The organism is Roseococcus microcysteis, assembly GCF_014764365.1.
Taxonomy (GTDB): domain Bacteria; phylum Pseudomonadota; class Alphaproteobacteria; order Acetobacterales; family Acetobacteraceae; genus Roseococcus; species Roseococcus microcysteis.
Map to the genome: position 1 here is coordinate 134,255 of NZ_CP061718.1, position 22,465 is coordinate 156,719.

Here is a 22,465-nt window from a genome sequence, read left to right on the forward strand (position 1 = left end):
AGGCGCGTGCCCAAAGGGGGCGCGTGGCGCTTCCGGTCGCGCTCGGCCTGGCCTCGACCCTCTGCTCGGTGGGCCTCGCCTTCCTGATCGCGCGCGTGCTGGCCACGCTGCTGGGCTTCGCGGCCGGCGGCTGGGAGGATCTGGGCCTGGCCGTGCTGCTGGTGCTGGCCATGGCGGGCCTCGGCATGGCGCAGGAGGCCGCGCAGAACCGCGCCGGCGAGGCCGCCCGCGCCCGGCTGCGCACGGCTCTCTTCGCCCGCCTGATGGAACTGGGCCCCGACGACAAGCGCGGCGTGGGCGAGAAGGCCGCCCTGCTGGTGGACCGCGTGGAGGCGCTGGACGGTTTCTTCGCCCGCTGGCTGCCCGCCGTGGCGCTCGCCGTCCTGGCGCCCGCCGCCATCATCCTGGTGGCCGCCTGGGCGGATTGGGTCACGGCGCTGGTGCTGCTGGTGATGGGGCTGCTGGTGCCCGTCGGCATGGCCATCACCGGCATCGGCGCCGCGCGCGAGAGCAAGCGGCAGATGGACGTGCTGGGCCGCCTTTCGGGCCGCTTCGTGGACCGGCTGCGGGGCCTGTCCACCCTGGTGCAGTTCAACCGCGCGGAGGATGAGGCGCGGCACCTTGGCCAGGTCGCCGAGGAATTCCGCACCCGCACCATGCGCGTGCTGCGCGTGGCCTTCCTGTCCACCACGGCGCTCGAACTGCTGGCGGCGGGCACCATCGCCTACCTCGCCTGGCGGCACGGGGCGCATCTGGGCGCGAACCACCCGGACCCGGTGGCGGCGCTGTTCTGCATCCTGCTGGTGCCGGCCTTCTTCCAGCCGCTGCGCAACTTCTCCCAGGCCTATCACGAGGCCATGTCGGCGCGCGGTGCGGCGGCGGACCTCGCGCCGCTGCTGGACGCCCCGCCCGCCCAGGGCCTGCTGCTGGAATCCATGCCGCCGCGCGTGACGGTGGCTTTCACCGAGGTCGGCCTGCGCTATGAGGGCAACCCCAAGCCCGCGCTCGACCGCGTCACCTTCGCCGTCAGCCCCGGCGAGACGCTGCTGCTGGTGGGCCCCTCGGGCAGCGGCAAATCCTCGGTGCTGAAGCTGCTGATGGGCTTCGCGCGGCCGACCGCGGGCCGCATCGCGCTGAACGGGCAGGACGCGACCCTGCTCAAGCCCGCCGAGCTGCGCCGCCTCTCCGCCTATGTCGGCCAGCGGGCGCATCTGTTCCAGGGCACGCTGCGGGAGAACATCGCGCTCGCCCGCCCGGACGCCACCGAGGCCGAGATCCTGCGCGCCGCCGAGGCCGCGCGCGTCATGGGTTTCGCCCGCCGCCTGCCGAAAGGCCTGGACACGGAGGTGGGCGAGGGGGGCTATGGCCTCTCCGGCGGGCAGCGGCAGCGGGTGGCGCTGGCCCGGGCCTTCCTGCGTGACGCCCCCCTCATCCTGCTGGACGAGCCCACCACGGCGCTCGACCCCGGCACCGAGGCCGAGGTGATGGAATCCATCGCCCGCCTCTGCGCCGGACGCACCGCCCTCATCGCCACCCATTCGGCGCAGCTGCGCGGGCTGTCGGGGCGGGTGCTGGAGCTGGGCGCGGGACGGATGGCGGTGTCCCATGTGGAGTGATCTGTGGCGCGTCGCGCGGCTGTGGCGCGCGCGCTGGCCGGCGCTGGTCGCGGGGCTCGCCATCGCCATGGTCTCGGCGCTGTCCGGCATCGCGCTGATGACCTTGGCGGGCAAGGGGGTGGCGGCGGGCGTGACCGGGGGCGGGCTGCTGGGCGTGGCGGCCCTGCTCTGGCTGCGCCCCTTCGTGCTGATCCGCCCCGCCGCCCGCTGGTGGGAACGCATGGCGAGCCATGACGCGGCCTTCCGGGCGCTGGCCGACACCCGCGTCTGGTTCTTCCGGCGCCTCGCCGAACGCCGCCCGGGCGGCATCGGCATGGGTGGCTCGGGCGACCTGCTGGGCCGGCTGATCGCGGATGTGGACGCGCTGGACCGCTTCTACCTGGGGGCGGTGGTGCCGGCGGCGGGGGCGCTGGCCGCCGTGCTGGCCATCGCGATCCTGCTGGGCGCCGAGCCCTGGCTGCTGGTGCTGATGGCCCTGCCGCTGCTGCTGGCCCTCATCCTGCCGCTGGCGCTCGCCCCCGCCGCCGCCCGCGCCGCCACCGAGGCCGCCGCCCGCCGCGGCGAGATGCGCGCCGCCGCCGTGGACCCGCTGGCCGGCCTCGAGGACACGCTGGCCGCCAATTCGGAGCCCGCCGCCGCCACCCGCCTCGCCCAGGCCGATGCGGCCATGATGCGCGCCCAGCGCCGCCTGGTGGCGCGCGGGGCCATGGCGGGCGCGCTGGGCCAGACGCTGACGCAGCTCGCCTTGCTGGGGGGCCTCGCCTGGGGGCTCTGGGCGGGCGAGGCGGGGGCGGCGCTGGCCGTGCTGGCGCTGTTCCTGGGCATCGCCGCCCTGGAGATGCTGGGGCTGATGCCCCGGGCGGGCGCGGCGCTGGCCACCGCCGGCGCCGGCGCGCGCCGCCTCTTCGAAACAACCGACACCGCGCCCCCGTGGCCGAACCCACCACCCCCGCCGCCATGCCCGAGGGCCGCGAACTGCGCTTCGAGGGCGTGCGCTTCGGCTGGCGCGCGGGCATGCCGCCCGTGCTGGACGGGCTGGACCTCACGCTCCGCCCCGCCGAGCGGCTGGCCATCCTGGGCCCCTCCGGTGCCGGCAAGTCCAGCATCGCGGCGCTGCTGATGAAGTTCGCTTCCCCCCAGGGCGGGCGGATCACGCTGGGCGGGGCCGATATCGCGACCCTGGCGGCGCCCGAGCTGCGCGGCCGCATCGCCTATCTCGCGCAGGATGCGCGGCTGTTCGATGACAGCATCGCGAACAACCTCCGCATCGCCGCCCCCGGCGCGCCGGACGCGGCGCTGTGGCGGGCCTTGGCCAAGGCCGGCGTGGGCGAATTCGTGCGCGGCCTGCCGGAGGGGCTGGAGACGCTCTGCGGCGAGGGCGGCGCCCGCTTCTCGGGCGGCGAGGCGCGGCGCATCGCCCTCGCCCGCGCCCTGCTGCCGCCTGCCGACATCCTGATCCTGGACGAGCCCACCGCCGGCCTCGACGCCGAGGCCGCGCGTTCCTTCCTGGTGACGCTCGGCACGGCCTGCGAGGGGCGTTCCCTCCTGCTGCTCACGCATGAGTTGACCGGGGTGGAGCCGCTGGACCGTGTCCTGCGCCTGGCGGGGGGAAGGCTGTTACCAGCCGCTGGTTGACGCGGGCCCAGGGTTGCTGGACGGATAACCTTCCATCCCCCCCGGAGAGAATCGCCATGCGCCGCCGCATGCTCCTGACCGCCGCCGCCCCCCTGATCCTCGCGGGCTGCGAGAGCTTCAACAACCTCACCGGGCGGCGCCTGGAAGACGAGCCGGTGGACGTCGTCTTCTTCACCATTGACGGTGACACGCTGGACGATGCCGGGCGCGCCGTGGTGCGCGGCGCGGCCCGCTCCGCCGCCCGCCACCCCTACGCGCGGGTGAACGTCTTCGGCTATGCCGGCCCCGCCGGCGGCGTCGCCTTCAACCGCGAGCTGTCGGACCGCCGCGCCCGCCATGTGGCGGATCTGCTGCGCGAATTCGGCGTGGCGGGGGACCGCATCTTCGTCGTGCCACGCGGGCCCGTGCCCTTCGAGGCCGCGCCGATCGAGAGCCGCCGCGTCGAGATCCGCCTCGCCCGCCAATGAGGGCTCGCGGGTAATGCCGCGCGACCCGGCGCAGGTTCTCCACGAGGTCTTCGGCCACCCCGGCTTCCGTGGCCGCCAGGCCGAGATCGTGGCGCATGTGATGGAAGGGGGCTCCGGCCTCGTCCTCATGCCCACGGGCGGCGGCAAGTCGCTCTGCTTCCAGGTGCCGGCCCTGTGCCGGGACGGGCTGGCCGTCGTCGTCTCGCCGCTGATCGCGCTGATGGAGGACCAGGTCGCCGCCCTGCGCCAGCAGGGGGTGGCGGCCGCCGCGCTGCATTCGGACCTGGACGAGCATGACCGCCGCGCGATCTGGCGCGGCGTCTTCGACGGCACGCTGAAGCTGCTCTACGTCTCGCCCGAGCGGCTGGCGATGGACGGCATGATCGAGCGCCTGGCCGAACTGCCCATCGCGCTGTTTGCCGTGGACGAGGCGCATTGCATCAGCCAATGGGGCCATCACTTCCGGCCGGAATACCGGGCGCTCTCCTTCCTGCGCGACACCTTTCCGGGCGTGCCGCGCCTCGCGCTCACCGCCACCGCCGATGCGCGCACGGTGGAGGACATTCGCGGGCAGCTCGGCCTGCGGGAAGACCCCGTCTTCCGCGCCAGCTTCGACCGCCCGAACATCCACCTCGCCGCCGAGCCGCGTGAGCAGGAGCGGGCGCAGCTGCGCGCCTTCCTGCGCACCGCCATCCATGGCACGGGCGCGGGCATCGTCTATTGCGGCACCCGCGCGCGCGCCGAGCAGACGGCCGACTGGCTGCGCGCCGATGGCCACGACGCCGCCGCCTACCATGCCGGCATGGACAGCACGGCCCGGCGCGACGCGCATCACCGCTTCGCGCGCGGCGACGCCGTCATCATGTGCGCGACCATCGCCTTCGGCATGGGGATAGACCGGCCCGATGTGCGCTTCGTGGCGCATCTGGCGCTGCCGCAGGGGCCGGAGGGCTGGTACCAGGAAATCGGCCGCGCCGGCCGCGACGGCATGCCCGCGCGCGCCCTGCTGCTCTACGGGCCGGGCGATATCGCGCTGGCCCGCCACCGCATCCAGGAAAGCCCCGCGAGCGACGACCAGAAGCGCATCGAGCGCGCGCGGCTGGACGCCATGGTGGGCATCGCCGAGGCCGCCACCTGCCGCCGCCGCGTGCTGCTGCGCTGCTTCGGCGAGGATCTGTCGGAGGATTGCGGCAATTGCGACGTCTGCGCCGCCCCGCCGAAGCTGTCGGACGCCACGGTGGCCGCCCAGAAGCTGCTGAGCGCCGCCGTCCGCACAGGCGGCCGCTTCGGCCTCGGGCATCTCGTGGACGTGCTGCGCGGCCGGCTGACGGACAAGGTGGCCCAGCACGGCCATGACCAGCTTCCCACCTTCGGCGTGGGCAGCGACCTGCCGGAGGGCACCTGGCGCGGCGTGGCGCGGCAATTGGTGGCTTCGGGTGCCCTGGATGTGCGCGTCGAGAATCATGGCGAGCTGGTCGCCACCGAGGCCGCCCGCCCCATCCTGCGCGGCGAGCAGCGGCTGATGCTGCGCGAGGCCCCCAACCTCGGCCCCCGCCACTCCCGCCCCCGCGCCGACCGCGCCCCGGTGGAGGAAGGGGACCCGCTCTTCGCCGCCCTGCGCGACTGGCGCAAATCCGAGGCCCGCGCCCAGGGCGTGCCGGCCTATGTCATCTTCCACGACGCGACGCTGGGCGAGATCGCGGCCCGGCGCCCCGGCAGCCTGTCCGAGCTGCGCGGCGTGCCCGGCGTGGGCGAAAGCAAGCTGGAACGCTATGGCGACGCGGTGCTGGAGGTGCTGGCGCGCGCCGATTGAAGGGCGGCGGCGCGTTCCGTCACTTCCGGGTGGCCGGGCGCGAGGCGGCAGGCCTGTTCGGCCAGCAGCGCCGCGGTCTCGGCCCGCCCCGCCACCGCCACCGCCTCGGCCAGGGCCAGCATGGCCTCGGCGCCATTGGGCGCGAATTGGGTGATCAGCATCTGCTCGCCCGAGAGGGGCAGGCCGCGCCCCCAGAACCCCTCGCGCCGCACCTGCATCCCCGCGAGATGCCGTTCGACGGCGAAGCGCAGCGCGGGGCGCAGCGCCTCGGGGGTTGCCTCCAGGGTGGGGCGCAGCGCGCGGGCATGGCTGCGATAGAGGAAATCCGCGGCATGGGCGGCGGTCTGCGCGCCGTCCCAGATGCGGTAGCAGTAGAGAAGCTCGGGCAGGCATTCGACCTGCAGCCCGGCCAGCGACGCGGCCTGGAGGAATTCCCAATCCTCGAAATAGGCGCGGTCGCGGGTAAAGCCGCCCATGCGGTCCCAGGCGTCGCGGCGCATGAACATGTTGGCGTCGCCCATCATGTTCGCATAGGCGCCGACCGCCGCCGCGGGGCCGATGGGCATCCACAGGCTGGGCTGGCGCGCGCGGGTGGCGGGGGGACGGCCGCCGCCGTGGAAGGGCTGGTTCTGGCAGGTCAGGACATCGGCGCCTGAATGCAGCGCGGCCGAGACGAAGGTCGCGACCTCCTCCGGCCAGGCGAAGTTGTCGTCATCCATGAACAGCAGGAATTCGCCCTGCGAGGCGTCCACCGCGTGGTGGCGCGTGACGCCCTGCCAGGAATTCTCGGCATTGCGCAGCAGCTTCCAGCCCCGCGCGGCGAAGCGCGGGCGCAGCGCGTCCAGGAAGGCGAGGGTGGCGCGGGAGGTGCTGGCGTCATCCACCAGGATGAGCTCGATGGCCGGATGGGTCTGCGCCTCGATGGAGGCGATGGCGTCCGCCAGCGTCTCGTGCCGGTTGAAGGCGCCCATGCAGACCGAGACCAGCGGGGGCGCGTCGCGCCGCAGCGCGGGCGCGGCGGGCGGCGCCGCAAGCCCGCCCTGGAATTCGAGCCAGGCCTCGCGCGCGCCCTCGGCCGTCACGGCGGGGCGGCCGGGCGCCATGCCATCGGCCAGGGCGCGGCCCATGGCGGCGGCCAGCGCGCGGGGATTGCGCGGGTAGAGCAGCCGCGCATGGTCCTCGGCGGCCAGCAGCTCCGGGATGCCGCCCACCTCCGGCGCCAGCAGCGGGATCCCTGCGGCCAGGCACTCGATCACGGCATAGGGCGCGTTCTCCATCACGGAGGCGATGACGGCGAGGCGCCCTGGCCCCGACAGGTATTCCCGCGCGCCGGCCACGTCGCGGTCATTCACCACCTGCCAGGGGAAGGTCCAGCCGGCGGTGGCCTCTGCCAGCCAGGCCAGCGCGTGGCAGCCCTCCATCTGCGCGATCTTGCCCAGGAAGGTGACGCGCGCGGGGGGCGTGCCCGCTTCCTGGAGGCGCGAGACGGCCTCGCAGAAGAGGTCCAGGCCCTTGCGCGCCTCCAGCCGCCCGAAGAAGACCAGCTCCTCCACCGGACGCGGCGTGGCATCCGCGGGCGCGCGGGCGGGAAAGCCCTGCGGTAGCATGTTGGGCAGCACGCCGTGGCGCGGCGGCAGGCGCCAACCCATGCGCGCCACCTCGGCCAGCATGTAGCGCGAGGGGGCGATGACCACATCGGCGCCCTGCACGCTGCTGCGCTCCATCCAGTCGAGTTCCAGCTCCTCCAGATGGCGCAGGAAGGTGCCGGAATGGGCGAAGTGCCACAGGGTGGGGCTATGGACCTGGCAGACCAGCGCGGTGTCGGCGAGGCCGAGGCCGCAGCGCTTGGCCACCGTGAGCCAATGGCCGATGCCGCGCATCTCGTGGAAATGGATGGCGTCGAAGTGGCGGGACTTGATCCATTGCCAGGCGCCGTAGGCCTGTTCCTTCTCCTGCCCCGACAGGTGGAGGGGCACGAAATCAATGCCGCGCGCGGCGTAGTGCGCGCGCCAATGGGTCAGCGGCAGCGTCTCGGTATAGGCGGCGGGGTAGAGCACCGTGACCTCGTGCCCCGCGTCGCGGAAGGCCTCGGCGCAGGCCAGGAAGGCCGTGCCCATGCCGCCGTTCCGCACGGGCCCCACGAAGTCGAAGGTCAGCAGGCAGATGCGCTGGCGCCTCATGCGGCGGTGGCGGTCAGCAGCAGATGGGGGCCGTGGCGGGCGGCCTCGCCCGGGGTCCAGCCAGCTTCGTTGAGCAGGCGGCGCAGCGCGGCCGCGCCCATGATCCACCAGAACGGTTCATGGATCCCGGCGGCGCGGGCGGCCTCCGGCGTCATGCCGGCGGGCAGGAGGCGAAGCTGCGGCAGGTCGAGCCACCTCTCGGCCAGATGCGCGTGCAGCGCGGCGGAGGTCGCCGCGTCCAGCCGCGCCGCATGCCAGAGGCTCTCCGCCTCGAAGCCGGGCGCGGCGCCGGGCGGCGGCACCAGGCAACTCAGCAGCAGCGCGCGCGCCCCGCTGCCGCGCAGCTGCGCGAGCCGATGGCCGGGGTCCTCCGCGGCGGCGAGGTTGCCGGGGTCCACCACCAGGTCCAGCGGGCCCAGGCGCGCGGCGAGGTCCGGCGCGTCCCACTTGCCGCGCAGCCACCACAGCCAGGGCGGGTCAATGGCGCCTTCGATCTGGGCGGTGGTGCCGACGCGCGCGCGGGCGAGGAGCGCTTCGGCCACCGCCTCCAGCCCCAGCGCGGTGCCGGCCGCGCGCAATTGCCCATCCGCGTCGTCGGGGCGCAGGGCGGAATAGGCCCGCGCGCTGGCCGCGCCATGGCTGAGCGCGTGCAGCACCAGGGTGGCCACGGCCGAGGGCGCATCGCCCGCCACCAGCACATGCCGCCCGGCGGCGTTGCCGGCCAGCGCCATGGCGAGGGGCGAGGGCGCGGGGGGCGGGGCAGGGGGTGGCGGGGCGGCCACCGGCGCGACGGGCATGGGCGGCAGCGGTCGCGCGGCCAGCGCCGCCAGCCAGCGCGTGACCCGCGCCCGGTTCACCCCCATGTCCGACCAGCCCAGCAGGCTGTGCGAATAGAGGTGGAGGGTGGCCCCCGCCTCGGCGGGCCGCACCTCGGCATGGATCAGGTCCGGGAAGTTCGCCATGGCCGAGCGCTGCACCCATTGCGCCCGCAGCCCCCCGCCCGGCATGTCGCGGCGTGTGGTGCGGGGCTCGGCCGCCGCCACCTCCAGCAGGGCGTCGAACAGGGCCTCGGGCGGGGTGGTGTAGGGCGGCGTGGTGAGCTGCGCCCAGGCGTGCCCCGCCGGCGCGGCGAGACAGGCATTGGGCGAGCGCGGCGGCACCAGCGTCTCGAAATCCAGCGGCTGGGCCGGGGGCAACCCGGCCTCGCCCCGGCCGAGCCAGGCGCGCAGCAGGCTCATCCGCGCGTCCTGAGGCGGATGACGCCGTGCATGGCCTCGGGCGGCACGGGCTTGCCCTTGCGCAGGATGTCCACCGCGCCCTCGGCCGACAGCACGGCGGCCACGCCGCGCACCGCGGTCATGTGGCGGCGCCAATCCTCGGGGTCGAGGGCGCGGGCCACCTCGGAGGGGCAGATGGATTTCTCCGGCCCGCGCTCGGCGGTCTGGCGCAGGATTTCGGCGCGGATGGCCTCAGGGGTCAGGGCACCAGCCATGTGGCCTCCTCCTGGCCGGCGGCGTCCCAGGTGAACAGCGCGCGGCGGTGGCCCGCGGCGGCGAGCCAGAGCCACTCCATCCGCGCGAAGACGAGGCGCAGCGCCATGAAATGCGCCCGGCCCTCGCCCACCTCGGTGGGCGCGGGGGGCGGCTCCGCCACGGGCGTGCCGGGGGCCCGGGCGATGCCGTAGCAGAGGCGGCTGAAGGGGCGGCTTGCCTCCCAGGCGGCATCGGCCAGCGCGTCGTCCTGGTGCAGCGTGGCCTGGCCTTCCAGCCGGATCTGCACCTGGTGGCCGGGGTCATAGAGGTGCAGGCAGGCGCGCGGGTCGCGCAGCAGTTCGGCCCGCTTGCCGCTGCGCGCGTCGCTGTGCAGGCGCAGGCTGCGGGTCGCGGCGTCGAAGCCGCGCAACACGAGGGTGCGGGCGCGCGGCGCGCCGTCCAGGCCGATGGTGGCCAGCGTGGGCGTGTGGAAGGGGCTGCGCCGGTCCGCCACGCCGCGGGAGAGCAGGGCGAAGGCCTCGGCGCGGGTGGCGGCGAGGTCATCGGCGAAGGCGGGGCGCGGGCGGCTCACGCGGCCATGACCTTGCGGGCGAGTGCCGCGCCGCTGTCGAAGGCGGCCTCGGCCCGGCCGGCGAGGCAGCCATCCGAGGCATAGCCCAGCGCGCCATCCCACAGGCAGGGCGCGCCCAGCGGCGATTGCAGCAGGGCGTAGCGCCAGCGATGCGCCTGGGCGAAGAGCGGCGCCTCGGTCGTCAGGGCGGCCAGCAAGGGCGGGATGACCTGTTCCGGCGCCTCCTCCAGATGCGCGGCGGAGAAGGCGGTGCCGGCCTGGATCACCCAGTTCTCCTGGCGGGCGTCGCGTCCGGGCTTGCTGCTGTCGCGCGCCGCCCAGCCGATGATGCCGCGGTGGCGCAGCGTGTCGGGCAGGGGCAGGCGCGTGGCGAAGCCGGCCAGCACCGTCCAGCAGGGGGCGTAGCGGATGACGGCCAGGCTCTGCGCCAGGCGCGGCGCATGCGGGGCCAGCAGCGGGATGGCCTGGGGCGCGGGGGTGGTGACGAGTACGGCGGCGAAGGGGCCTTCCGCGCCGGCGGCATGGTCCAGGAACCAGCCCTCTTCCTCGTGCCGCAGGGCGCGGATTTCGCAGCCGGTGGCGACGTCGAGCCCGCCCGCCATGGCCCGGCCGAGCGCGGACATGCCCGGCGCCGGCACGCGGCGCAACGAATCGGGCCAGGGCCGCGCCTGGATCTCTTCGAGCAGGGCGGCGAAGCCCGGGCCCTCGGCGCGGACATATTGCGCGCCATGGTCGAAGCTGTGGGTGGCCCCCTCATGGGTGACGCGGCGGGTGGCCAGCCGCCCGCCCACGCCGCGCCCCTTGTCGAAGAGGCGCACCGGGCGCCCCGCGGCGACGAGGAGGCGGGCGGCGGTCAGCCCGGCGAGGCCCGCTCCGATGATGGCGATGGGCAGCATCCTGGCATCAATGCCAGCTTGGGAGGCCGGCGCAAGGGTGATGTGTCAGGCGGTCCAGGGGGGAAAGGGGTCGGGCAGGTCGCGGGCGCGCTTCATCTCGCTGGGCGTGCAGAGGGTGGCGTCGAATTGCCGGCGCAGCGCGGCCTCGTCCATGCCGATGCCGATGAGGACGATCTCCTGCCGCCGGTCGCCGAAAGGCTCCTCCCAGAGGCGTTCGATCAGGGCGCGCCAGCCCGCATCCTCGGGCCAGCGGCCGGGGGGCACCGCCGCCCACCAGTGGCCCGCGCCCTGGTGGCGGCCCACGCGGCCGGCCAATTGCCATTCGCCCACCCAGGCATTGCGCGTGGCGAGCCAGAAGAAGCCCTTGGCGCGGACCACGCCGGGCAAATCGCCCTCGATCAGCGCCTTGAAGCGGGCGGGATGGACGGGGCGGCGGGCGCGCCAGACGAAGTTGGTGATGCCGAATTCCTCGCTCTCGGGCAGGTGGCCGCCGAGCAGCGCCTGCTGCCAGCCCGCCGCCTCCTGCGCCGCGGCGAAGTCGAAGCGGCCCGTGCCGAGCACCTTGGCGAGCGGCACGCGGCCATGGGCGGTGGAGAGGATTTCCGCGCGCGGGTTGAAGGTGGCGAGCAGGCCGGCCAGGCGGCCCAATTCCTCCGGCGTCACCAGATCGGCCTTGTTGACCAGGATGACGTCGGCGAACTCCACCTGCTCCACCAGCAGGTCCACGAGCTGGCGGGTGTCCGCTTCGCCCGCCGTCTCGCCGCGCTGGGCCAGGGTGTCGGCGCTGGAATAATCCTCCAGGAAGGCGCGCGCATCCACGACGGTGACCATGGTGTCGAGGCGCGCGACATCGCCCAGGCGGAAGCCCGCCTCGGTCGTGAAGTCGAAGGTGGCGGCGACGGGCATGGGTTCGCTGACGCCGGTGCTCTCGATGACCAGCGCGTCGAAGCGGTCCTCTGCGGCGAGCTTCGCCACCTCCTGCATCAGGTCCTCACGGAGGGTGCAGCAGATGCAGCCGTTCGACATCTCGACCAGCCTCTCCTCGGTGCGGGAGAGGTGGCCCTGCCGACCCACCAGCGCGCCGTCAATGTTCACCTCGCTCATGTCGTTCACGATGACGGCGACGCGCTGCCCCTCGCGGTTGGCGAGAATGTGGTTCAGCAGCGTGGTCTTGCCCGCGCCCAGGAAGCCCGAGAGCACGGTGACGGGAAGGGGCCGGGCCATCAGCAGCACCCCGCCTCGTCAATGCAGAGCACGAGGCGCCGGCGCCGCGCCTCGGGCAGATGCGAGATCGGCGGCGAGCGGTGCAGCACATGCCCGCCCGGCCGCGCCCGGCCGCGGAAGAGGGCCACGGCGCCGAGCGGCACCTCATGCGGCACGGAATCCTGGTCCGCCATGGTCCATTGCGTGCCCGGCCCGGCATAGGTGACGAGCAGGCGCAGCCCCACCGCATCCACATGGAATTTCCGGCAGGCATCGCCCGTCACGCCGTCGAAGCGCAGGCGCACATGTTCGCTGCGGGTCAGGGCCGCGAACATGTGCGCGAGCCGCAGCGCATCGGCCAGCAGGTTGAGTGGCGCGGGGCCGGGCAGGGCGGCCGCCGCCGCGTCCAGCGCGTCATCCGGCGTGCCCTCGCCCATGGCGCGGAAGGGGCCGGCGGAGGCGAGGGGGGCCACCTCGCGCTTCCAGCCTTCCGGCATGTCCCGCAACCACAGCGCCAGGCCCACATCCTGGTGCAGGGCCGTGAGCAGCACGGTCTCCACCGTGGAGATCACGGCGCGGGGCGGGGGTTCGGCCACCGGGGTGGCGGGCGGGGCGAAGGCTTCGCAGAGGAAGGGCATGGATGTGATAGTATAACATAACTCAACCTGCGCAAGCCCCGACTTGCCCTTTGCCGGGGGCCGTCCTATCCGCCGCGCATCGCTGCCGGAAGGAAAACCCATGCCCGCCATTGCCGATATCGTCGCCCGCGAAGTGCTCGACAGCCGCGGCAACCCCACCGTCGAGGCCGAGGTGGTCCTGGATGATGGCAGCCAGGGCCGCGCCATCGTCCCTTCCGGCGCCTCCACCGGCGCGCATGAGGCGGCGGAGCTGCGCGACGGCGACAAGTCCCGCTTCGGCGGCAAGGGCGTGCGCCAGGCCTGCGCGAATGTGGAGGGCGAGATCTTCGACGCCCTCGGCGGCATGGATGCCTCCGAGCAGGTGAAGATCGACAATTTGATGATCGAGCTGGACGGCACGCCCAACAAGTCGCGCCTGGGGGCCAATGCCATCCTGGCGGTCAGCCTGGCCGTGGCGAAGGCGGCGGCCAACGCGCATGAGCTGCCGCTCTATCGCTATGTCGGCGGCACCTTCGCCCGCACCCTGCCGGTGCCGATGATGAACATCATCAATGGCGGCAAGCATGCCGATAATCCCATCGACATCCAGGAATTCATGATCATGCCGGTGGCCGCCGGCACGGCCGCCGATGCGGTGCGTGTGGGCGCCGAGGTCTTCGCGTCGCTGAAGAAGGCGCTGCACGACGCCGGCCACAACACCAATGTGGGCGATGAGGGCGGCTTCGCCCCCAACATCGGCAGCGCGGACGAGGCGCTGTCCTTCATCGCCAAGGCCTGCGAGGCGGCCGGCCACCGGGTGGGCGAGGACATCCTCTTCGCGCTCGACTGCGCGGCCAGCGAATTCTACCACGGCGGCAAGTATGTGCTGGAAGGCGAGGGCAAGACGCTCGATGCCGGGGGCATGGTGGACTACCTGGCGGCGCTCTGCGCCAAGTGGCCCATCGTCTCCATCGAGGATGGCTGCCACGAGGATGACTGGGACGGCTGGAAGCTGCTGACCGACCGCCTGGGTGCGAAGGTGCAGCTGGTGGGCGACGACCTCTTCGTGACCAACCCCGAGCGTCTGCGCCAGGGCATCGAGCGCGCGACCGCCAATTCCATCCTGATCAAGGTGAACCAGATCGGCACGCTGACCGAGACGCTGGAGGCGGTGGAGACCGCGCACCGCGCCGGCTACACGGCGGTGATGAGCCACCGCTCGGGCGAGACCGAGGATGCGACCATCGCGGACCTCGCGGTGGCCACCAATTGCGGGCAGATCAAGACGGGTTCGCTCTCGCGTTCGGACCGGCTGGCCAAGTACAACCAGCTGATCCGCATCGAGCAGGATCTGGGGCCGGCCGCGCGCTATGCGGGGCGGACCATCCTGCGGCGGTAGCCTGCGCGGCGGGCGATGCGCCCGCCTTTTCCCTTGCGAAACCATCGCTTTGATGGTGTGTTGCGGCGGGCGGTCCGGGGGGACCGCCGGTCGTGGGGGACTATCGCATGTTGGCGTGGCTGGGCCGTCTGGCGCGGGGGTTGATCGCGCCCGTGCTTTTCTTCGGGGCCTCGGCCTTCTTCATCTGGCACGCCCAGCAGGGTGAGGAGCGGCATGTCGAGCGGCTGCAGGACCTGGCCCAGGCGCGTGTCGGGCTGAACATCGCCACCGCCGAGCGTGAGGCCATGGAACGCCGCGTGAACGCCGTGCGCGGCAGCGAGATGGACCGTGACCAGGTGGAGGAGCGCGCCCGCGCCCTGCTGAACCTGAGCCGCCCGGGCGAGATCATCCTTCCCTACGCGCCGGGCGAACGCCTCTACTGAATCAGATCGCGGGCGGGTCCAGCGGCCCGCGCTCACCCACCCAGCGCCAGCCGCCGGTGGCGCCGCGCATCCGCTTCACCATGTCCTGCGCGGCCCAGAAACCGCGGATCACGCGCTTGTCGAGGCCGGTGGCGGACAGCACGTCCCCCCCCGTCCAGGGCTTGAACGGGTTGCCCCGCGCATAGGCCCAGATGCTGACGCGCCGCGTGGGCCTGTCCGCGATGCCACGGCGGTGGAAGCCGCTGGTGTCGGCGATGACCAGCGTGTTGGGCGCGACCGCCAGCTTGCGCGGGGCGGGATAGCCGAGGCGCGGCAGCGCCGCCTCCTCGATGCGGAGCGAGCCTTCGCGCGTGCTGCGGTCCGCGGCCCGCGCCGCGCCGATGGAAACCTGCCGCTCCCACGCCAGGTGCCGCCGGTTGGGGCGGTGCGAGCCGGGGACGTAGGTGAAGCCCGCCTCGCCCTCCGCCACCTCGTCCAGGAACAGCCAGGACTTCACGGTGGGGTGGAAGGTGTCGGTGTGGAAGTCCGACTGGATGTCGGGCGGGGCCTCGCGCACATGGCTGAACACCGTCTGCACGAAGAGGAAGGGCGATTGCCGGAAGGAGCCCACGAAGTCGTGCAGGGCACGGTAGGGCGCGAAGCCGAGTGCGGCGCGCGTGGCCGGCAGGTGGGCGAGCGAGGCGGCGTCCAGCGGGATGAGGCGCGTCAGCGTGTAGCCATCCAGGTATTCGCGCGCGGGCAGGCGGGCGGCGAAGAGTTCGTCGCGCATGGCGGCGAAATCCTGGGCGGGGAGGAAGTCGGGCTTGGCGAGGAAGCCCGTCTCCAGCAGGGCGCGCTGGTCTTCCGCCTCCACCCCTTCTGCCAGCGCCGCGCGCCGGCGTTCGCCCAGGCGCTGCGCCAGGTTGCGGCGCGCGATGTGCAGCCCGGCGCGGTTCAGCCTGGCGCTGCCGATCAGCGGGTTCTTCTCGAAGGATTTCGCGCCGGTGGCGAGCGCCATGGCATGGAGCGGAAGCAGCGGCCAATGATGCCAGGCCATGGGGGTCCCTCATCTGCCCTGGGCGGAATGTGCGGCAGGCGCCGCGGCCGCGCAATCCGTGGGGAAGGCGCTGAGGCCGCGCAGGGGCGCGCGCAGCACCAGCAGCACCGAGAGGGCGAAGCCCAGCAGGGCCAGCAACAGCCCCGCCTCCGCCCCGTCGCGCGCCGCGAGCGCGCCGCCGGCCAGCGCCCCCAGCGGCCGCACGCCGAACACCGCCACCTGCATCACCGCCCCCACCCGGCCCAATAGCGCGGAGGGTGTCACCGCTTGGCGCAGCGTGGTCTGCGTGACCTGCCAGAGCATGGGCCCGAACCCCACCAGCCATTGCGAGAGCGCGAGGCGCGGGAAGGCCGGCAGCAGCCCCGCCCAGAGCAGCAGCACGGCCCCCAGCGTCAGCGCCGGCCCCAGCGCCAGCACCTGGCCGGGCGGCAGCACGCGCAGCACATGGGGCGCGGCCACGGCGCCCATCATCAGCCCCGCGCCGTAGAAGCCCAGCGCCAGCCCCGTCTCGGCCGGGGTGAGGCCGAGCGGCCCCAGCGCCAGCGGCACCAGCACCGCCAGCAGGGCGAAGAAGGCGAAGTTCCAGGCGATGGCGCAGAGGGCGAGGCCGCGCAGATGCGCCTCGCGCCAGGTGAAGCGGGCGCCCTCCAGGATGGCGTCGCGCAGCGGGATGCGCGGGGCGGGCGGCGGCTCGGCCGGAAGCCGGCCCAGGGCCAGGGCGCCCAGCGCGGCGAAGGTGGCGGCCAGGGGCAAAGCGAGGCCCGGCCAGCCCATCTGCGCGCAAAGCCCGGCCAGCGGCGCGGCCACCAGCGTCGCGACCCCGCGCGCGAGTTCGATGGCCGCATTGGCGCGGGGCCGGCCCTCGGGCGCGACATAGCCCGGCAGCAGGGCGGCCACGGCCAGGATGCCCACCACCACCGCCCCGCTGCCCAGGAAGGCGGCGAAGGCCAGCGTCGCCGGGTGGTGCCGCAGCGCCCAGGCCAGCAGGAAGCCGAGTGCGGCGGCCCAGAGTGCGGCCCGCAGCGCCCGCACCCGCCCCGCGCGGTCCAGCCAGGCGCCGGCGGGCAGCGAGACCAGCAGCCAGGCCGCACCCTGCGCCGCCACCAGCGCCCCCGTCATGCCGGGGCCCCCGCCGAGGTGCAGCGTGGCCAGGAGCGGCAGCGCCGCCAGCGCCGCCTGGTCGGCGCCGTGCAGGGCGAAGGTGGCGAGGGCGAGGCGGCGTTCGGGTGTCATGCGGCGCTTGTGGCGGGGCCGCGCGGATCATCGCCATCCGGATGGTGCGTTGGTGCGATGCAACATGTTAACCAATATCGAGTTAAAATACATAAATCGCTGATTTTCTGCCGGTTTGCGGCGAATGGTCCTCCTTGCAACGACGTCTTGCCGCCCTTAATGATGGGGCAGTTCGACAGGGAGAACGCCATGCCCCCCGAAATCTCGGGCGCCAAGCGCCGCAGCCGTGGCAAGGAGCCCGCAATGGGTCGTGACGTTCTGCAGCAGGCCTATCGGGACATGCTGCTGATCCGCCGCTTCGAGGAGAAGGCGGGCCAGCTCTACGGCATGGGGCTGATCGGCGGCTTCTGCCACCTCTATATCGGCCAGGAGGCCGTGGTGGTGGGCATGCAGATGTGCCTGCAGCCCGGCGACCAGGTCATCACCTCCTACCGCGACCATGGCCACATGCTGGCCACCGGCATGGAGGCCCGCGGCGTGATGGCGGAGCTGACCGGGCGCATCGGCGGCTATTCCAAGGGCAAGGGCGGGAGCATGCACATGTTCTCGCGCGAGAAGGGCTTCTTCGGCGGCCATGGCATCGTGGGCGCGCAGGTCTCGCTGGGCGCGGGCCTGGCCTTCTCGAACATGTATCGCGGCAATGACAATGTGGCGCTGACCTATTTCGGCGAGGGCGCCTCCAACCAGGGCCAGGTCTTCGAGAGCCTGAACCTGGCGGCGCTGTTCAAGCTGCCCTGCGTCTTCATCATCGAGAACAACAAATACGGCATGGGCACGAGCGTGGAGCGCGCCAGCGCCAGCCGCGACCTGTCGAAGAATGGCAGCCCCTGGGGCATCCCGGGCGAGCAGGTGGACGGCATGAACGTCCGCACCGTGTTCGAGGCCGGCAGCCGCGCCGTGGCGCACTGCCGCGCCGGCAACGGCCCCTATCTGCTGGAGATGAAGACCTACCGCTATCGCGGCCACTCCATGTCCGACCCCGCGAAGTACCGCACCCGCGAGGAGGTGCAGAAGATGCGCGAGCAGCATGACTGCCTGGAGACCGCGCGGGCCGAACTGCTGGCCCAGGGCGTGACCGAGGCCGACCTCAAGAAGATCGACGACGAGGTGAAGGCCATCGTGCAGGACAGCGCGGAATTCGCGCAGGAATCGCCGGAGCCGCCGGAGAGCGAGCTCTGGACCGACATCCTTCTGGAGACCAAGTGAGATGGGCGTCGAGATCCTGATGCCGGCGCTTTCGCCCACCATGACGGAGGGCAAGCTCGCGCGGTGGCTGAAGAAGGAAGGCGATGCGGTGAAGTCCGGCGACGTGATCGCCGAGATCGAGACCGACAAGGCCACCATGGAGGTCGAGGCGGTGGATGAGGGCACCATCACCCGCATCCTCGTGCCCGAGGGCACCGAGAACGTGTCGGTGAACAGCCCCATCGCGGAGCTGGATGGCGGTTCGGGCGGGGCCAAGGCCGAGGCGCCGAAACCCGCGAAGGACGAGGCCGCAAAGGAAGAGGCCCCCAAGGCCGAGAAGCCCGCCGAGGCCAAGGGCAGCGCTGTGCCCTGGGATGTGGCCGCCACGCCCTCCGCCCAGCCCGAGAAGGATTGGGGCCCCACGCGCAGCATGACCGTGCGCGAGGCGCTGCGCGACGCCATGGCCGCCGAGATGCGGCTGGATGGCGACGTCTTCCTGATCGGCGAGGAGGTCGGCCAGTACCAGGGCGCCTACAAGATCAGCCAGGGCCTGCTGGACGAGTTCGGCCCCAAGCGCGTCATGGACATGCCGATTACGGAGCATGGCTTCACCGGCATGGCGGTGGGGGCGGCCTTCAACGGCCTCAAGCCCATCGTCGAGTTCATGACCTTCAACTTCTCGATGCAGGCCATTGACCAGATCATCAACTCGGCCGCCAAGACGCTCTATATGTCGGGCGGGCAGCTGGGTTGCCCCATCGTCTTCCGTGGCCCGAACGGCGCCGCGTCCCGCGTGGCGGCGCAGCATTCGCAGTGCTACGCCTCCTGGTACGCGCATTGCCCGGGGCTGAAGGTGGTCGCGCCCTGGTCGGCCGCGGATGCGAAGGGCCTGCTGCGCGCGGCCATCCGCGACCCGAACCCGGTCATCTTCCTGGAGAACGAAATCCTCTACGGGCAGAGCTTCGAATGCCCGACCGATGAGGATTTCATCCTGCCCATCGGCAAGGCCAAGATCGAGCGCGAGGGGACGGACGTCACGCTCGTCGCCTTCTCCATCATGGTCGGCATGGCCATGCAGGCGGCGGAAAAGCTGGCCGAGCAGGGCATCAGCGCGGAGGTGATCAACCTGCGCACGCTACGGCCGCTCGACACCGAGACCATCGTGAACTCGGTCAAGAAGACCAACCGCCTGGTGACGCTGGAAGAGGGCTGGCCCTATGCCGGCATCGGCGCGGAGGTGGCCATGCAGATCATGGAGCACGCCTTCGACCACCTCGACGCGCCGCCCACGCGCGTGACGGGGCTTGACCTGCCGATGCCCTACGCCGCCAATCTCGAGAAGCTCGCCCTGCCGCGCCTCGAACAGGTGGTGGAAGCGGCGCGCGCCGTGACCTACCGCTAAGCAAGGGGCGCCCGCACATGGCCACCAACATCCTGATGCCCGCCCTCTCGCCCACCATGACGGAGGGCACGCTCGCCCGCTGGCTGAAGAAGGAGGGCGACAGCATCAAGGCCGGCGACATCATCGCCGAGATCGAGACGGACAAGGCCACGATGGAAGTCGAGGCCGTGGATGAGGGCATCCTCGGCAAGATCGTGGTGGCGGACGGCACCGAGGGCGTGAAGGTGAACGACGTCATCGCCGTGCTGGTCGAGCAGGGCGAGGAGGCGCCGAAGGATGCGGCACCCTCTCCCTCCGGCTCGCCGGCGCTGGAGGCGGTGAGGCAGTCGGGCGGCAAGGTCGCCGGCGCGCCGGAACAGCCGGTGCCGCCGCCGGCTTCCAAGGGCGCCGAGGCGCCGGCGCCCAAGCCGGCCGCCGCCGCTTCCGGTGGCGACCGCGTCTTCGCCTCGCCGCTCGCGCGGCGCATGGCGCAGCAGGCGGGAATTGAGTTGGCCGCGGTCACGGGCAGCGGACCGCAGGGGCGAATCGTGAAGGCCGATGTCGAGGCGGCGATGAATCGCCCGGCGGCCCCGAAGCGCGACGCTGCACCCGTGACCGCGGAGGCGGGGGGGCCGGGACCCCCGCCCCAGCCCCGGCGCCGAAGCCGGCGCCCGTCAACATCACGGCGCCGCATGTGGCGGTGCCCAATTCCTCCATGCGCAAGGTCATCGCGCGGCGGCTCACGGAATCGAAGACCACCGTGCCGCATTTCTACGTGGCGATGGATTTCGAACTGGACGCGCTGCTGAAGCTGCGCGCGGACCTCAACGCGCAATCGCCCAAGGAGGGCGCGGGGGCCTTCAAGCTTTCGGTGAACGACCTCATCATCAAGGCCTGCGCGGTCGCGCTGCGCCGCCATCCGGGTGTCAACGCCGCCTGGACGGATGAGGCCATCCTGCAATTCCAGGATGTGGACATCAGCGTGGCGGTGGCCATTCCCGACGGGCTCATCACGCCCATCGTGAAGGGCGCGGACCGCAAGGGGCTCGCCACCATCTCCAACGAGATGAAGGACCTCGGCGCGCGGGCGAAATCGGGCAAGCTGAAGCCCGAGGAATTCCAGGGCGGCGGCTTCTCCATCTCCAACATGGGGATGTATGGCGTCTCCTTCTTCTCGGCCATCATCAACCCGCCCCAGGCCGGCATCCTGGCCGTGGGCGCGGGGGAACAGCGGCCGGTGGTGAAGAATGGCGCGCTGGCCATCGCCACCGTCATGACCTGCCAGCTCTCCGTGGACCACCGCGTGGTGGATGGCGCGCTGGCGGCGGAGTTCATGGCCACGCTGAAGGGCCTGATCGAGAACCCGCTGAGCCTGATGCTGTGACCATCCGCCCGGCCAGCCCGGCCGATGCACCGGCCGTCTTTCGGCTGGTGCGGGCCCTGGCCGAGTATGAGGAACTGCTCGGCGAATTCCGCGCCACCGAGGCGGATTTCGCCCGGATGCTCGAACAGGGCGCCTGCCGCGCCCTGCTGGCCGAGGTGGAGGGCGAGGCCGTGGGCATCGCCCTCTTCTACCCCACCGCGCTGACCTTCCTGGGCGGGCGGGGGCTGTGGCTGGAGGACCTCTTCGTGCTGCCGGCGCATCGCGGCGCGGGGCATGGCATGGCGCTGCTGCGGGCGCTGGCGCGGCTGACGCTGGAAGAGGGCTTCGTCGCGCTGGAGTGGAACGTGCTGGACTGGAACGCGCCGGCCATCGCCCTCTATGACCGCATCGGGGCCACGGCGCGCACGCAATGGACGGACCGGCGGCTGACCGGCGCGGCACTTTCCGCGCTGGCCGCCTGAGGAGAGGCAAGATGGCCGAGACATTCGACCTGGTGGTGGTGGGCGGCGGGCCTGGCGGCTATGTCGCGGCCATCCGCGGCGCGCAGCTCAAGATGAAGGTCGCGCTGGTGGAGCGCGAGCATCTGGGCGGCATCTGCCTCAACTGGGGCTGCATCCCGACCAAGGCGCTGCTGCGCGCCTCCGAGATCAACCACCTGCTGCACAGCCTCGACGCCTATGGCTTCGCGGCGGACAATGTGCGCTTCGACTTCGCGAAGGTGGTGAAGCGGTCGCGCGGGGTGGCGAACCAGCTTTCGGGCGGGGTGAAGCACCTGCTGAAGAAGAACAAGGTGACGGTGTTCGACGGGCAGGGCGCGCTGGCCGGGCCTGCCAAGCTGAAGGTGACGAAGGACGGCAAGCCTGTGGCGGAGCTGGCCGCCAAGCACATCATCCTGGCCACCGGCGCACGCGCCCGCGTGCTGCCGGGCATGGAGCCGGACGGCAAGCTGATCTGGTCCTACCGCGAGGCGATGGTGCCGGCTTCCCTGCCGAAGAAGATCATCGTCATGGGCTCGGGCGCCATCGGCAGCGAGTTCGCGTCCTTCTACCTCAACATGGGCGCCGAGGTGACGCTGATCGAGGTGATGGACCGCATCCTGCCCGTGGAGGATTCGGAGATCAGCGCCTTCGTGCAGAAGGCCTTCGAGAAGCAGGGCATGAAGATCATCACCAATGCCCGGGTGCAGGGGGTGCGGAAGGGCGCGGACAGCATCACCGCCATCGTGGAAGCGAATGGCAAGGTGCAGGACATCACGGCCGACAAGCTGATCTCGGCGGTCGGCATCGTGGGCAATGTGGAAAATCTCGGCCTGGAGGGCACCAAGGTCGAGGTGGACCGCACCCATGTGAAAACCGACCCCATGGGCCGCACCGGCGAGCCTGGCGTCTATGCCATCGGCGACCTGACGGGCGCGCCCTGGCTGGCACACAAGGCGAGCCATGAGGGCATCATCTGCGTCGAAGCCATCGCCGGGATGCACCCGCACCCGATGGATGTGCTGAACATTCCCGGCTGCACCTATTGCCGCCCGCAGGTGGCGAGTGTGGGGCTGACCGAGGCCCGCGCCAAGGAGGCCGGGCATGAGGTGCGCGTGGGCCGCTTCCCCTTCATCGGCAATGGCAAGGCCATCGCGATGGGTGAGCCCGAGGGCTTCGTGAAGACCGTCTTCGACGCCAAGACCGGCGAACTCCTGGGCGCCCATATGGTCGGGCCCGAGGTGACGGAGATGATCCAGGGCTATGGCATCGCCCGCACCCTGGAATCGACCGAGGCGGAACTCATGCACACCGTCTTCCCCCACCCGACGGTGAGCGAGGCGATGCATGAGAGCGTGCTGGATGCCTATGGCCGGGTGATACATATTTAGTTTGCCTCAGGCGCCGGCGCGCGCGTCACGCCGGAGGCGTGCCTGCGGCACGACGCGCTTGGCTTTC

Annotated in this window: 20 protein-coding genes and 1 pseudogene; 12 read left to right on the forward strand and 9 right to left on the reverse strand. The window is 72.3% G+C overall.

The annotated features are described in order from the left end of the window. Positions 1–23: 23 nt before the first annotated feature. The 5 genes from cydD to recQ all read left to right on the forward strand — a co-directional run bounded on the left by cydD (position 24) and on the right by recQ (position 5,531). Positions 24–1,616, forward strand: coding sequence for a thiol reductant ABC exporter subunit CydD (gene cydD, locus ICW72_RS00590; protein WP_232370759.1), 1,593 nt, complete (start codon positions 24–26; stop codon positions 1,614–1,616). Next, positions 1,606–2,736, forward strand: a complete 1,131-nt coding sequence (locus tag ICW72_RS20470) for an ABC transporter domain-containing protein (protein ID WP_223880731.1) — start codon at positions 1,606–1,608, stop codon at positions 2,734–2,736. The genes cydD and ICW72_RS20470 overlap by 11 nt, the downstream gene beginning before the upstream one ends. Beyond that, a complete protein-coding gene (locus tag ICW72_RS00595) occupies positions 2,631–3,251 on the forward strand; it encodes an ATP-binding cassette domain-containing protein (RefSeq protein ID WP_223881004.1) in 621 nt (206 codons plus the stop codon). The genes ICW72_RS20470 and ICW72_RS00595 overlap by 106 nt, the downstream gene beginning before the upstream one ends. A gap of 68 nt (positions 3,252–3,319) precedes the next feature. Next, positions 3,320–3,718 (forward strand): OmpA family protein, encoded by a 399-nt coding sequence (locus ICW72_RS00600; RefSeq protein ID WP_223880732.1) that lies wholly within the window; start codon positions 3,320–3,322, stop codon positions 3,716–3,718. Positions 3,719–3,731: 13 nt separating this feature from the next. Beyond that, positions 3,732–5,531 carry a DNA helicase RecQ gene (recQ, locus tag ICW72_RS00605; protein ID WP_191084454.1) on the forward strand — a complete coding sequence of 600 codons (1,800 nt, stop codon included), beginning with the start codon at positions 3,732–3,734 and terminating at the stop codon, positions 5,529–5,531. Here the strand turns inward: recQ and ICW72_RS00610 are convergent. From ICW72_RS00610 to ICW72_RS00640, 7 genes are read right to left on the reverse strand one after another with little or no spacing between them, the layout of a single operon-like run. Beyond that, complete coding sequence (locus ICW72_RS00610) at positions 5,489–7,711, reverse strand: glycosyltransferase (RefSeq protein ID WP_191084455.1); 2,223 nt, start codon at positions 7,709–7,711, stop codon at positions 5,489–5,491. The genes recQ and ICW72_RS00610 overlap by 43 nt on opposite strands. Continuing rightward, positions 7,708–8,949 carry a DUF1499 domain-containing protein gene (locus ICW72_RS00615; RefSeq protein WP_191084456.1) on the reverse strand — a complete coding sequence of 414 codons (1,242 nt, stop codon included), beginning with the start codon at positions 8,947–8,949 and terminating at the stop codon, positions 7,708–7,710. Before ICW72_RS00615 ends, ICW72_RS00610 begins: the two co-directional genes overlap by 4 nt. Continuing rightward, positions 8,946–9,203, reverse strand: a complete 258-nt coding sequence (locus tag ICW72_RS00620) for a DUF3253 domain-containing protein (protein WP_191084457.1) — start codon at positions 9,201–9,203, stop codon at positions 8,946–8,948. The genes ICW72_RS00615 and ICW72_RS00620 overlap by 4 nt, the downstream gene beginning before the upstream one ends. Then, a complete protein-coding gene (locus tag ICW72_RS00625) occupies positions 9,188–9,775 on the reverse strand; it encodes a pyridoxamine 5'-phosphate oxidase family protein (RefSeq protein WP_191084458.1) in 588 nt (195 codons plus the stop codon). Before ICW72_RS00625 ends, ICW72_RS00620 begins: the two co-directional genes overlap by 16 nt. Then, positions 9,772–10,671 carry an NAD(P)/FAD-dependent oxidoreductase gene (locus tag ICW72_RS00630; RefSeq protein ID WP_191084459.1) on the reverse strand — a complete coding sequence of 300 codons (900 nt, stop codon included), beginning with the start codon at positions 10,669–10,671 and terminating at the stop codon, positions 9,772–9,774. The genes ICW72_RS00625 and ICW72_RS00630 overlap by 4 nt, the downstream gene beginning before the upstream one ends. Before the next feature lie 45 nt (positions 10,672–10,716). Further along, positions 10,717–11,895, reverse strand: coding sequence for a GTP-binding protein (locus ICW72_RS00635; RefSeq protein ID WP_191084460.1), 1,179 nt, complete (start codon positions 11,893–11,895; stop codon positions 10,717–10,719). Next, complete coding sequence (locus ICW72_RS00640; RefSeq protein WP_191084461.1) at positions 11,895–12,512, reverse strand: DUF1826 domain-containing protein; 618 nt, start codon at positions 12,510–12,512, stop codon at positions 11,895–11,897. The genes ICW72_RS00635 and ICW72_RS00640 overlap by 1 nt, the downstream gene beginning before the upstream one ends. Before the next feature lie 100 nt (positions 12,513–12,612). Here ICW72_RS00640 and eno point away from each other — a divergent pair, with 100 nt between their 5' ends. Beyond that, the gene (eno, locus tag ICW72_RS00645) at positions 12,613–13,890 is read left to right on the forward strand and encodes a phosphopyruvate hydratase (RefSeq protein ID WP_191084462.1); all 1,278 of its coding nucleotides are present in this window, start codon (positions 12,613–12,615) and stop codon (positions 13,888–13,890) included. Positions 13,891–14,042: 152 nt separating this feature from the next. After that, entirely contained in the window at positions 14,043–14,312 is a 270-nt protein-coding gene (locus ICW72_RS00650) for an FtsB family cell division protein (RefSeq protein WP_223880733.1), read from the forward strand. Position 14,313: 1 nt separating this feature from the next. Here the strand turns inward: ICW72_RS00650 and ICW72_RS00655 are convergent, their stop codons facing one another. Both ICW72_RS00655 and ICW72_RS00660 read right to left on the reverse strand, forming a co-directional pair. Further along, entirely contained in the window at positions 14,314–15,348 is a 1,035-nt protein-coding gene (locus ICW72_RS00655) for a phytanoyl-CoA dioxygenase family protein (protein WP_191084464.1), read from the reverse strand. A 9-nt stretch (positions 15,349–15,357) separates the two neighbouring features. Next, on the reverse strand, positions 15,358–16,581 hold the full coding sequence (locus ICW72_RS00660) for an MFS transporter (RefSeq protein ID WP_191084465.1): 1,224 nt from the start codon (positions 16,579–16,581) through the stop codon (positions 15,358–15,360). Positions 16,582–16,824: 243 nt separating this feature from the next. On the opposite strand from ICW72_RS00660, the gene pdhA reads away from it, so the two are divergent. The 5 genes and pseudogenes from pdhA to lpdA all read left to right on the forward strand — a co-directional run bounded on the left by pdhA (position 16,825) and on the right by lpdA (position 22,398). Further along, positions 16,825–17,787 (forward strand): pyruvate dehydrogenase (acetyl-transferring) E1 component subunit alpha, encoded by a 963-nt coding sequence (pdhA, locus tag ICW72_RS00665; protein WP_191084466.1) that lies wholly within the window; start codon positions 16,825–16,827, stop codon positions 17,785–17,787. 1 nt (position 17,788) lies between these two features. Next, entirely contained in the window at positions 17,789–19,168 is a 1,380-nt protein-coding gene (locus ICW72_RS00670) for a pyruvate dehydrogenase complex E1 component subunit beta (RefSeq protein WP_191084467.1), read from the forward strand. Between the two features lie 17 nt (positions 19,169–19,185). Then, positions 19,186–20,531 (forward strand): annotated as a pseudogene (locus ICW72_RS00675) (pyruvate dehydrogenase complex dihydrolipoamide acetyltransferase). Further along, entirely contained in the window at positions 20,528–20,992 is a 465-nt protein-coding gene (locus ICW72_RS00680; protein ID WP_191084468.1) for a GNAT family N-acetyltransferase, read from the forward strand. The pseudogene ICW72_RS00675 and the gene ICW72_RS00680 overlap by 4 nt, the downstream one beginning before the upstream one ends. A gap of 11 nt (positions 20,993–21,003) precedes the next feature. Further along, positions 21,004–22,398: a dihydrolipoyl dehydrogenase gene (gene lpdA / locus ICW72_RS00685; protein ID WP_191084469.1), complete on the forward strand. Its 1,395-nt coding sequence runs from the start codon at positions 21,004–21,006 to the stop codon at positions 22,396–22,398. Positions 22,399–22,465: the final 67 nt, after the last annotated feature.